A 12894-nucleotide genomic window follows, 5' to 3' on the forward strand; every position below is an offset into this window, starting at 1 on the left:
AGGGGAGTGCCAGAATGAGATTATTGAATGTTGTTATTTAACTAATTGAATAGAAAAGGATAAATTAGATGGGGATTCATAAGGAGAATGAGCGGCTATGCAGAAAATTGCGCACTGTGCAAATTTCTGCATAGCAAGTTTTGGCGTTATACATCCGCCGGATCGATACCGTATTCCTGGAGTTTATACATCAATGCACGGCGACTGATGCCCAGCATTAAAGCAGTGCGGGTTCGGTTTCCTTCTTGTTGTTCCAGCACTTCCATAATGATGCGTTTTTCGACGCGTTTAATTTCCTCTTTTAAATTACGCTCACCGACAGGGGCTGTTTTTGCTTCACCAGCATTACAGACTGGCTGACGAATCTGCGGCGGAAGATCCTCAGAAAAAATGATCGGGCCTGAATTCATCACGACGGCGCGTTCAATAACGTTGGAAAGCTCTCGAATATTTCCCGGCCATGACCAGGCGGTAAGCAGTGACATTGCCATCGGATCGATGTCGATAATATCGCGCTGATTCTCACTACTGAATTTTTGCAAAAAGTGATTAGCTAACAGGGAAATATCTTCCCGGCGATCGCGCAGAGGCGGCAGTATTAAATGAATAACGTTAAGGCGATAAAAGAGATCTTCACGGAAGGTGCCTTCTTTCACCATTGCCTGCAAGTCGCGGTTGGTGGCAGCAATGATGCGGATATCAACTTTTATGGTCTGATGGCCGCCAATCCGTTCAAATTCCCGTTCCTGCAGAATGCGTAGTAATTTGGCTTGCAGTACCAGCGGCATTTCGCCAATTTCGTCGAGGAGCAGAGTACCTTCGTTGGCACGTTCAAATAATCCCTGACGCAAGGTTTGTGCACCAGTAAATGCACCTTTTTCATGACCAAACAGTTCACTTTCGAGCAACGATTCCGGCAGTGCCGCGCAGTTGACTTTAATGAACGGCCCCTTTGCCCGCCGCGAATTGTAGTGAATCGCTCTGGCAATCAACTCTTTCCCGGTGCCGCTTTCACCGCTAATCAAGACGCTGGCCTGAGAAAGGGCAATTTTGGCGGTGTCTTTGCAGATGTCCATCATCGCCGGGCTGTTGGTGAGAATGTGCCCCCATTGCCAGCTGGTGCTCAGTGCCTGGTGCAGATGACGGATCTCTTTTTTCATTGACTGGAGTTGTAAAGCGCGCTGAACGATTAAATTCAACTCATCGAGATCAAACGGTTTGATAACATAGTCGAAGGCTCCGCAGCGTAGTGCTTCGACGGCGGTTTCCACTTCAGCATAGGCCGTCATCAGAATAACGGGTGTCCGGGTCTCATGGCTGCGCATCTCCTTTAGTGCCTTGATGCCGTCCATCTCTGGCATGCGGATATCCATCAACACCACGTCAGGGTGAATATCGGCAAACAGGTGTAATGCTGTGCGCCCGTTGTTCGCACAATGTGTTTCGAATCCTTGTAGTGCAAAAGCGGTGCTCAGCATACGGCGAACATTATCTTCATCATCCACAATAAGGATGCGATTAATAGCAGTCATACAGTCTGATTTCCCTGCGGGTTGATCGGTAAAATAAGCGTGAAGGTTGCGCCGTAGCCCGGCAAACTGGCGACGCGAATATCACCCTGATGGGCATTAATGATGCGTTGACTTAACGCCAGACCAAGCCCGGTTCCTGAGGCTTTGGTAGTGAAAAAGGGATCGAAGATCTTTTTTTGCAGCGAGAGATCAATGCCACTGCCGTTGTCCTCTATCGAAATGGCCTGTTGCGAGTCGCTATACTGCCAGGTTCGAATACGAATTTTCCCTCGTGCACTGATAGCCTGGACGGCATTGATCAGGATATTCAGTAGTACCTGTTTGAGCAGTTCACGATCGGCGTTAATCGGGCTTAATTCATTATCCAGTTCGCTTATGAAGTCGACCCGCGCTTGTACGCCGGCGGTTTGTACCAGTACCAGAGTTTCTTCAACCAATGCATTGAGGCTGACTTGTTGCCATTGACTGTGGCGTGGGCGTGAAAATTCGAGCAATTGCTGAATAACTTTGTTAATTGAATCGATTTCTTTGAGTACTACGGACAGATATTCCTGATGTATTGGGTCACGGGTTTGTTGGCGCAAGATCTGTACATAACCACGAATAGCCGTTAACGGATTACGTACTTCATGCGCCACGCCAGCCATCAGCTCACCCAGTGTGGCGAGGCGTTCTGCTTGCGCCATGCGGCGCTGGGTTTCTTTGCGGGCAGTTAAATCAGAGAAAATCACCAAAGCACCTATCATTTCACCGTGCGTGTTATGAATACGACTGGTCGTGACACTGAGTTCAATGGTGCGGTCACGGCCTGGAAAACTGATCTCCAACGCTACATGTTCGGTGCCATGTTCCAGCGTATCCAGTACGGGACTGTAGAACTGAGTATTGTCGAACAACATGGAGTAAGGCTGCCCTACCAGTTCATGACGTTGATAGCCAGTGATGACTTCTGCTGCTGGGTTCATGGTGGTTACATCACCCTGGCGGTCAATGGCAATGACGCCATCGGCAGCGTTTTCAATAATCAGATCGTTAAGTGTTCGCGTTTCACGCAGTGCCTGGGCGAGGTTGTTAACACTCTGACTGATTTGCCCCATTTCACCGGGCAATTGTGGTAATCGAGTGGGAATATTTTGAGCCAGAGTCGAGAGGCCATCGGTGATGATATCTATATTGGCGCTCAGGCGACGGGAGAAAAGGACAATCAACAGCAGGCTTATCAGCAAACCGGCGGTGAGCACAATGATAATCCTCGCATCCATTTTCCAGGCCTGGCGACGAATATCTTCGGTTAATTCATTGGCCCAGATATAGCCGAGGATTTCACCATTACGCTCAATGGGAATCATTGAATTCAAAATATCGCCGCGCACCTGCCTGCCTGAATAAACCAAAGGGGTATTTGTACGCATGACTTCGCGACCAGGGTGATCTGCGGCAATGGTAACGCCCACATTATTCTGATATAGCGCTGAAGGCGCGTAGGTGATTATCGCATCCAGCGTTTTGTTGTAATAACCAGCGCCGATGCCAGGGAAGGCGTGAGTGATATTTTCGGTAATGGGGGCAAGTTCTGCATTTAATGCGCGGATACGCTCCTCACGCGGTAAGTCGATGTAGAGATCGTAGCGATTGCCTAGCGCCTGATTAAGCAGGTTGACCACGGCAGAAAGTTTTTTCTCTTTTTCAGATAAGACTGCTGAACGTCCTTCCGTTTCTACGATATAACCAATAGTAAGCGTTGGGACAATGACCATCAGGATTGCCATCAGGATCATTTGATTGCGTAAGCGGCGTGGATAAATCCACTTCATATAATGCATGCTGAAATCCACTAGTCTTGTCCGGTATATGACGATTATCAGAGGTTAAGGTGATGATTTCTCGGCGGTGTATCATATTCCAGAGAAGAGAGAACATTGCGGTAACACGCTTTTACCGCTACCTTAACCACACTCCATCGGTCACCTGAGGCGGAGCTTCGCCCCTTTGAAATACCTTGCTTCTTTTCGTACAACCCTGAAAGCCTCGCGCTACATGTTCAGAGCATTGGCGTTAGTGCTCTGGCTGTTGATTGCTTTTTCATCCGTTTTTTACATCGTTAATGCGTTACATCAGCGAGAATCGGAAATTCGTCAGGAATTTAATCTGAGTTCCGATCAGGCTCAGCGCTTTATTCAACGCACCTCTGATGTGATGAAAGAGCTGAAGTACATAGCTGAAAATCGCTTATCGGCAGAAAACGGTGTGCTTTCCCCGCGTGGACGAGAAACGCAGACGGATGTGCCTGCGTTTGAACCGCTGTTTGCTGACTCTGATTGTTCCGCAATGAGTAACACCTGGCGAGGTTCTCTGGAGTCATTGGCGTGGTTTATGCGCTACTGGCGCGATAATTTTTCTGCGGCTTACGATCTAAACCGGGTATTTTTAATCGGCAGCGATAACCTCTGCATGGCCAATTTCGGTCTGCGTGATATGCCAGTGGAACGCGATACCGCGCTAAAAGCTTTGCATGAACGCATTAATAAATATCGAAATGCACCACAAGATGATAGTGGCAGTAACCTCTACTGGATCAGCGAAGGTCCGCGCCCTGGCGTCGGGTATTTTTACGCCTTGACGCCAGTTTATCTGGCGAACCGGTTGCAGGCGCTTTTGGGTGTCGAGCAAACCATCCGGATGGAGAACTTTTTCTTACCTGGTACGTTGCCGATGGGGGTTACCATTCTTGATGAAAATGGTCATACCCTGATTTCGCTTACCGGACCAGAAAGCAAAATTAAGGGCGATCCTCGCTGGATGCAGGAACGCTCCTGGTTTGGCTATACGGAAGGGTTCCGGGAACTGGTGCTGAAGAAAAATCTGCCACCCTCATCGCTAAGCATCGTTTATTCAGTGCCAGTTGATAAGGTGCTGGAACGCATTCGCATGTTGATCCTTAACGCAATTTTGCTGAATGTGCTTGCCGGAGCTGCATTGTTTACTCTCGCGCGGATGTACGAGCGGCGTATTTTCATTCCGGCGGAAAGCGACGCCCTGCGACTGGAAGAACATGAGCAATTTAATCGCAAGATTGTCGCCTCCGCGCCAGTGGGTATCTGCATTTTGCGTACCGCTGATGGCGTCAATATTTTAAGTAACGAACTGGCGCATACCTATCTCAATATGCTTACGCATGAGGACCGCCAACGGCTGACACAAATTATCTGTGGGCAGCAGGTCAATTTTGTTGATGTCCTGACCAGCAACAATACCAATCTGCAAATCAGCTTCGTCCATTCGCGCTATCGTAATGAAAACGTGGCCATTTGTGTGCTGGTGGATGTTTCTTCGCGCGTGAAGATGGAAGAGTCGTTGCAGGAGATGGCACAAGCAGCGGAACAGGCGAGCCAGTCAAAATCGATGTTCCTGGCCACCGTCAGTCATGAGCTGCGAACGCCGCTGTATGGCATTATCGGTAACCTGGATCTGTTGCAAACCAAAGAGTTACCGAAAGGCGTCGATCGTCTGGTGACGGCAATGAACAACTCTTCCAGCCTGTTGTTGAAAATTATCAGCGATATTCTCGATTTCTCGAAAATTGAATCAGAACAGTTGAAGATCGAACCGCGTGAGTTTTCACCGCGTGAAGTGATGAACCACATCACCGCCAACTATTTACCGCTGGTGGTACGCAAGCAGTTAGGCTTGTACTGCTTTATTGAACCGGATGTGCCAGTGGCCTTAAATGGCGACCCGATGCGTTTACAACAGGTCATCTCTAACCTGCTGAGTAACGCCATAAAATTCACCGATACCGGCTGTATAGTTTTGCATGTTCGCGCTGATGGCGATTATCTCTCTATCCGTGTTCGCGATACCGGCGTGGGGATTCCGGCAAAAGAAGTGGTGCGTTTGTTTGATCCCTTCTTCCAGGTCGGAACGGGCGTACAGCGTAACTTCCAGGGGACTGGTCTGGGTCTGGCGATTTGTGAAAAACTGATCAGCATGATGGACGGCGACATCTCGGTAGATTCAGAACCGGGAATGGGCAGCCAGTTTACCGTGCGTATTCCGTTGTATGGCGCTCAGTACCCGCAGAAAAAAGGTGTGGAAGGGTTGAGTGGTAAACGCTGCTGGCTGGCGGTCCGCAATGCGTCGCTCTGTCAGTTCCTGGAAACCAGTTTGCAGCGCAGCGGCATCGTCGTTACAACATACGAAGGGCAGGAACCGACTCCCGAAGATGTGTTAATTACTGACGAGGTAGTGAACAAAAAATGGCAGGGCAGAGCGGTAGTGACCTTCTGTCGTCGCCATATTGGTATTCCGCTGGAGAAAGCGCCAGGGGAGTGGGTACACAGTGTGGCTGCTCCGCATGAGCTACCGGCATTGTTGGCGCGTATTTATTTGATCGAGATGGAGAGCGACGATCCTGCTAACGCTCTGCCGTCGACGGACAAAGCGGTCAGCGATAATGACGATATGATGATTCTGGTCGTGGATGATCATCCGATTAACCGGCGTCTGCTGGCAGATCAGTTGGGATCGTTGGGCTATCAATGTAAAACCGCGAATGATGGCGTCGATGCGCTTAATGTACTTAACAAGAATCATATTGATATCGTGCTTAGCGACGTCAATATGCCAAATATGGATGGTTACCGCTTGACGCAACGCATTCGTCAGTTGGGACTGACGTTGCCGGTAATCGGAGTAACTGCTAATGCGTTGGCTGAAGAGAAGCAGCGGTGTCTGGAGTCCGGTATGGACAGCTGCCTGTCGAAGCCGGTAACGCTGGATGTGATAAAACAGACGCTGACGGTATATGCCGAGAGGGTCAGGAAATCGCGGGAATCGTAGGACGGATAAGGCGTTTACGCCGCATCCGGCAATCCGTGCAAATGCCAGATAAGACACTGACGCGTCTTATCTGGCCTACAGGTGATTAGTCTTTATCTGCCGGACTTAACGTCACAGAAGAGAGATAATTCAGCAGAGCAATATCGTTCTCGACACCCAGCTTCATCATCGCAGATTTCTTCTGGCTACTGATGGTTTTAATACTGCGGTTCAGCTTTTTAGCGATCTCGGTCACCAGGAAGCCTTCCGCAAACAGGCGCAGAACTTCACTCTCTTTTGGCGAGAGACGCTTGTCACCGTAACCACCAGCACTGATTTTTTCCAACAGGCGAGAAACGCTTTCCGGGGTAAATTTCTTCCCTTTCTGCAGCGCGGCGAGAGCCTTCGGCAAATCGGTCGGTGCACCTTGTTTCAGCACGATCCCTTCGATATCCAGATCCAATACCGCACTAAGAATCGCCGGGTTGTTGTTCATGGTCAGAACAATGATCGACAGGCTTGGGAAATGGCGCTTGATGTACTTGATTAAGGTAATGCCATCGCCGTACTTATCGCCAGGCATGGAGAGATCGGTAATCAACACATGTGCATCCAGTTTCGGCAAGTTGTTGATCAGTGCTGTAGAGTCTTCAAATTCGCCGACAACATTCACCCACTCAATTTGCTCAAGTGATTTGCGAATACCGAACAAGACTATCGGATGGTCATCGGCAATAATTACGTTCATATTGTTCATGTAATAGGCTACCTTGCTACAGCAAGCTCTTGACATAACTGTCAATGTCGCTGATGTATTTTTCTATTCCTGGAACATCCTTCTCACGAATCAGATGTTCCAGCGTTTCACATAACTGCTTGCCGGGTACCAGATTTAGCATGGCAAATACGCCTTTAAGACGATGAGCCGTTTGGGCTAACGCAGCAAAGTCACTGGTTGCTGCTTCAGTATATAGCCTCTTAACATCATCCGGTACTGTGTCTACAAAGAGCGCATAATAGCCGCTGGCATGGAGTTGCGCATTTTCATCTCCGCCCAGAGGCGATTCTGTCACCTCTTCCTGCGCCAGTTGCACTTCAATTAATTGTAAGACCGCTTCCTGCATAGCGTTGCTCATATTGAAATTGACGCACAATTGACCAGGCCCAATTTCCCGTACGCCAGACTCATCATCGCTTAAAAGCAAGCCAGAGGCAGTAAGATTAGACGGATTATCCGTTAAAAAGATATCATAATCTTGACTAATTAATCTTTCATCGGGTGTGATACAGGTTGCACCCCAATTTTCTAACTGGCGAGTGACAATATTCCGAATTTCTGCCGAAGTAACATCCACCATTACGCAGACATCATCCAGTAATCGCTCTTCTTCCTCTTCAACTTCCGGGTCAGCTGCGAGCATTTTGATATGCACAGAGTAGCGTGTACCAAGCCCATCCCGCGTTTTGATGTTTAAATGACCGCCCAGTTTACGCGCCAGTTGATCGCTCAGCCAGAATGCCAGCGGGTCCGCCTTGCCATAGCGATCGTTTTGGGTCTGGTTGATAAACGGGAAGTGCAAATTATCCATTTCATGAATGCTTACGCCTTCTCCAGTGTCCAGAATGCGGAACGTCAGGCGGTCTTCGGAGGACTCATCCTGATCAACCTCAAGGGTGATTTTTCCCAATTGCGTTGAGGTCACGGCATATTGCATCAGTAGCAGCAAAATACGTCGTAAGGCATCGCGATCGCCGCGGCGCATATCGTGTGCTTTCAGATGATTGTTAATCAGCAGTTGCAGACCTTTACGCTTGATGGCAGGCAACACTGAAGGCACAACTTCATCAATTAAATCCTGCACGGAGAACAGCTCCGTCTCACTTTTCCAGCTATCGTCCGCAAGCATGTTCGCTAACTGTATTTCATCGACCAGCCGCACCAGCACATCTGCCTGATTCGCCAGTTGTTTGCCTTCCGGGGCGTTGAGTTTAGCCGCGCTCTCCGCCAGGGACTGTGCGGGTTCTTTCAGCGCATCGCCAATGTTTTTCATAAAGGTCATCCGCCCCTGCTGGTTTTTCTCATACAGACGCTGCGCCTGCTTGAGTTTCTTGTTTACCAGCACTTCGCGATCCTGATCGCGAATAATGAAAATTTGTGTGCGCGGCGCAACCTGGCTGCGAAACATGCGGATCTCATACAGCTCGTTATTGATCGTCGCCTGAATAATCCCCTGATGCTGTTCCGCCATGGTGGTGATGTTTTGCAGATTCAAATGCGGCAGCAAATGATCGGCAATTTTGTTACTTATGACTGTGCGGTTCGATTCCTGATCGTGAACCAGCAGGCCGAGCGGCAGCAGTGAGACTATCTCTTCATTAATTGCCCGTAAAATGCGCAATTCGTTATTGACCGCCGTGCTGGGGACGCTTTCTGTACTGCGGCTGGAGAAATGGCGGAATGTGGTATAGCCAAATAACGCCAGCGCCAGCAAACCGATGTTCAGCAGCAGTGGCAGCAGAATGTTTTGCAACGTATCCAGCAGTAAGGTGCCGTAAGGAACCTGCCAGACCAGGCGCATATCGGTAGAGTTGAGTGCCGAGGAGATTTCAATCTTCGTACTGTTAAAGTGGATACTGACGCTATCCGTCCCTTCTTTCTCATTTTCATTGTTTCCCGTTGCCGTCGCGTCTGGCTCAAGGCGGAAACTGTCCAGCGGCATACCCGGTGGGATCAAATCATTAATCGGCAGATCAAAAGCCACGACCGTTGCCAGATGTCCCGGCTGGTTGAACGTGGTACGCAAGGTAAAGTAATGACCGTTCTGCCAGGCCAGGCGGCGCATGTTAGAAAAACTTTCGCGTTCATCGAGGGCGTTGGCCTGTTGCAACATCTCTGCACGACGTGAATCAACAATGTCGCTGACGGTCGATTCTTTAAATCCGGAGGTGAGATCTTTGAGGGGCAGGGTTGAGATCAGCACCAGACTGTTATCCTGACCATTCAGGTAATACATCGACCACGGTACATTTTCTGCGCCCCACAATGTGTCCAGATAGGTGGACATCCGTTGAGTCATCTCAAGCGTTGAGTTGTCGTGAGAGCCAAAGATTAAGGCTTCCGTTTTGCGGCGTGGTTTTTCCAGATAGTAGACATCCTGTTTCAGGCGCGTCTCTTGTAAACCTTCGCCGGAGGAGGGGGAGGTCGTCGCGGCAATGTTGTCGTAGATCTGCCAGGTCACGTAACGCCAGGTATCGACGCGCTTTTGGATTGCGTGGGTAATGTCGACAATCTGGTAACTTTTATCTTTCAGCCAGGCGTTAACGGCGCTTTGTACCATTACACCCATCGTCACCAGTAACACAATGATCAACAGTAAAAAGAAGCGGGTAATGCTCCCCGGTAGGAGTGAAAAGCGGGTCGTGGCCGTTGTCTCTTTCTGACGCATTCGTGTTTATGACCTGTTAAAACTTCGCGAAGTGATAGGGCAGTATAAAGGGTACAGTGTGAAATTCCAGACTCTTACCTGATTGATGATTCTCTATTCTCCAGTGATATTTATCATCCTGCATTGGGTGAAATAGATGTACAAGCGCCATTTTGCTGTACAAATAACCTACAAAAAGCCTAACGATATTAATTGCAAATAAACGAAGATTGCTGGAAATTATGCCTATGTTAATTATTTGTGAAATAGTTAACAGGCGTTATAGTTTTTCTGTGGTAGCACAGAATAATGAAAAGTGTGTAAAGAAGGGTAAAAAAAACCGGATGCGAGGCATCCGGTTGAAATAGGGGTAAACAGACATTCAGAAATGAATGACGGTAATAAATAAAGTTAATGATGATAGCGGAAGATATTCTAGTTGCGAGTGAAGGTTTTGTTTTGACATTCAGTGCTGTCAAATAATTAAGAATAAGTTATTGATTTTAACCTTGAATTATTATTGCTTGATGTTAGGTGCTTATTTCGCCATTCCGCAATAATCTTAAAAAGTTCCCTTGTATTTACATTTTGAAACATCTATAGCGATAAATGAAACATCTTAAAAGTTTTAGTATCATATTCGTGTTGGATTATTCTGCATTTTTGGGGAGAATGGACCTGCCGACTGATTAATGAGGGTTAATCAGTATGCAGTGGCATAAAAAAGCAAATAAAGGCATATAACAGAGGGTTAATAACATGAAAGTTAAAGTACTGTCCCTCCTGGTCCCAGCTCTGCTGGTAGCAGGCGCAGCAAACGCTGCTGAAGTTTACAATAAAGACGGCAACAAATTAGATCTGTACGGTAAAGTAGACGGCCTGCACTATTTCTCTGACGACAAGTCTGTAGATGGCGACCAGACCTACATGCGTCTTGGCTTCAAAGGTGAAACTCAGGTTACTGACCAGCTGACCGGTTACGGCCAGTGGGAATATCAGATCCAGGGCAACGCTCCGGAAAGCGAAAACAACTCCTGGACCCGTGTGGCATTTGCTGGTCTGAAATTCCAGGACATCGGTTCTTTCGACTACGGTCGTAACTACGGCGTTGTTTACGACGTAACTTCCTGGACCGACGTTCTGCCAGAATTCGGTGGCGACACCTACGGTTCTGACAACTTCATGCAGCAGCGTGGTAACGGCTTCGCGACCTACCGTAACACCGACTTCTTCGGTCTGGTTGACGGCCTGAACTTTGCTGTTCAGTACCAGGGCCAGAATGGCAGCGTAAGCGGTGAAAATGATCCGGATTTCACTGGTCATGGCATCACCAACAATGGTCGTAAAGCTCTGCGTCAGAACGGCGACGGTGTCGGCGGATCTATCACTTATGATTACGAAGGCTTCGGCGTTGGTGCTGCAGTTTCCAGCTCCAAACGTACCTGGGATCAGAACAACACTGGCCTGATCGGTACTGGCGACCGTGCTGAAACCTACACTGGTGGTCTGAAATACGACGCTAACAACATCTACCTGGCTGCTCAGTACACCCAGACCTACAACGCAACTCGCGTAGGTTCCCTGGGTTGGGCGAACAAAGCACAGAACTTCGAAGCTGTTGCTCAGTACCAGTTCGACTTTGGTCTGCGTCCGTCTGTAGCATACCTGCAGTCTAAAGGTAAAAACCTGGGTGTCGTTGCTGGTCGTAACTACGACGACGAAGATATCCTGAAATATGTTGATGTTGGTGCTACCTACTACTTCAACAAAAACATGTCCACCTACGTTGACTACAAAATCAACCTGCTGGACGACAACCAGTTCACCCGCGCTGCTGGCATCAACACTGATGACATCGTAGCTCTGGGTCTGGTTTACCAGTTCTAATCTCGATTTATATCGAACAAAGGGCCTGCGGGCCCTTTTTTCATTGTTTTCAGCGTACAAACACAGTTTTTTGGTGTACTCTTGCGACCGTTCGCATGAGGATAATCACGTATGGAAATAAGCTTTACCCGCGTGGCACTGCTGGCTGCCGCGCTCTTCTTTGTTGGTTGCGATCAAAAACCACAACCCGCCAAAACCCACGCTACTGAAGTTACCGTTCTTGAAGGCAAAACCATGGGTACCTTCTGGCGTGCCAGCATCCCGGGCATTGATGCCAAACGCAGTGCCGAACTTAAAGAAAAGATTCAGACCCAGCTGGACGCCGACGATCAGCTGCTTTCGACCTATAAAAAAGATTCCGCGCTGATGCGCTTTAACGACTCGCAAAGTTTGTCGCCGTGGCCGGTAAGTGAAGCGATGGCCGATATCGTCACCACCTCGCTGCGCATTGGCGCAAGGACCGATGGTGCGATGGATATAACCGTCGGGCCGCTGGTGAATCTGTGGGGCTTTGGCCCGGAACAACAGCCGGTTCAAATTCCGAGCCAGGAACAGATCGATGCGATGAAAGCCAAAACCGGCTTACAGCACCTGACGGTCATTAATCAGTCGCATCAGCAATATCTGCAAAAAAACCTGCCGGATTTATATGTCGATCTCTCCACTGTCGGCGAAGGCTATGCGGCGGATCATCTGGCACGCTTGATGGAGCAGGAAGGGATTTCCCGCTATCTGGTGTCGGTGGGCGGCGCGCTGAACAGCCGTGGCATGAACGGTGAAGGCCAGCCGTGGCGGGTAGCGATTCAAAAACCAACCGATAAAGAAAACGCGGTTCAGGCCGTGGTGGATATCAACGGTCATGGCATTAGCACCTCTGGCAGCTACCGTAACTATTACGAACTGGACGGCAAACGCCTTTCCCATGTTATCGATCCGCAAACCGGGCGTCCCATCGAACACAATCTGGTATCCGTGACGGTGATTGCCCCGACGGCGCTGGAAGCCGACGCCTGGGATACTGGCTTAATGGTGCTCGGGCCAGAGAAAGCCAAAGAAGTCGTTCGCCGGGAAGGGCTGGCGGTTTATATGATCACCAAAGAGGGCGATAGCTTTAAAACCTGGATGTCGCCGCAGTTTAAAAGCTTCCTTATCAGCGAAAAAAATTAAAGCGCAAGATTGTTGGTTTTTGCGTGATGGTGACCGGGCAGACTAAAGGCTATCCTTAACCAGGG

Annotated in this window: 7 protein-coding genes; 3 read left to right on the forward strand and 4 right to left on the reverse strand. The window is 49.0% G+C overall.

Annotated elements, in window-relative coordinates:
* Window positions 1–146: 146 nt before the first annotated feature.
* Both atoC and atoS read right to left on the reverse strand, forming a co-directional pair.
* Complete coding sequence (gene atoC / locus HBM92_RS07895; protein WP_000125281.1) at window positions 147–1532, reverse strand: acetoacetate metabolism transcriptional regulator AtoC; 1386 nt, start codon at window positions 1530–1532, stop codon at window positions 147–149.
* Window positions 1529–3355 carry a two-component system sensor histidine kinase AtoS gene (gene atoS / locus HBM92_RS07900; protein WP_001443081.1) on the reverse strand — a complete coding sequence of 609 codons (1827 nt, stop codon included), beginning with the start codon at window positions 3353–3355 and terminating at the stop codon, window positions 1529–1531. The genes atoC and atoS overlap by 4 nt, the downstream gene beginning before the upstream one ends.
* Window positions 3356–3521: 166 nt before the next feature.
* Between atoS and rcsC the strand changes: the two genes are divergently transcribed.
* The gene (gene rcsC, locus HBM92_RS07905; RefSeq protein WP_000876055.1) at window positions 3522–6371 is read left to right on the forward strand and encodes a two-component system sensor histidine kinase RcsC; all 2850 of its coding nucleotides are present in this window, start codon (window positions 3522–3524) and stop codon (window positions 6369–6371) included.
* An 85-nt stretch (window positions 6372–6456) separates the two neighbouring features.
* Here rcsC and rcsB read toward each other — a convergent pair whose 3' ends face one another.
* Together rcsB and rcsD are read right to left on the reverse strand one after the other, a co-directional pair.
* On the reverse strand, window positions 6457–7107 hold the full coding sequence (gene rcsB / locus HBM92_RS07910; RefSeq protein WP_001061917.1) for a response regulator transcription factor RcsB: 651 nt from the start codon (window positions 7105–7107) through the stop codon (window positions 6457–6459).
* 16 nt (window positions 7108–7123) lie between these two features.
* Complete coding sequence (rcsD, locus tag HBM92_RS07915) at window positions 7124–9796, reverse strand: phosphotransferase RcsD (RefSeq protein WP_001249136.1); 2673 nt, start codon at window positions 9794–9796, stop codon at window positions 7124–7126.
* A gap of 738 nt (window positions 9797–10534) precedes the next feature.
* Here rcsD and ompC point away from each other — a divergent pair.
* Together ompC and apbE are read left to right on the forward strand one after the other, a co-directional pair.
* Entirely contained in the window at window positions 10535–11662 is a 1128-nt protein-coding gene (gene ompC / locus HBM92_RS07920) for a porin OmpC (protein ID WP_000865543.1), read from the forward strand.
* 111 nt (window positions 11663–11773) lie between these two features.
* The gene (gene apbE / locus HBM92_RS07925) at window positions 11774–12829 is read left to right on the forward strand and encodes an FAD:protein FMN transferase ApbE (RefSeq protein ID WP_000406090.1); all 1056 of its coding nucleotides are present in this window, start codon (window positions 11774–11776) and stop codon (window positions 12827–12829) included.
* Window positions 12830–12894 lie beyond the last annotated feature (65 nt).

The sequence above is a fragment of the Escherichia sp. E.sYA108 genome (genome assembly GCF_011754335.1).
Lineage (GTDB): Bacteria > Pseudomonadota > Gammaproteobacteria > Enterobacterales > Enterobacteriaceae > Escherichia > Escherichia coli.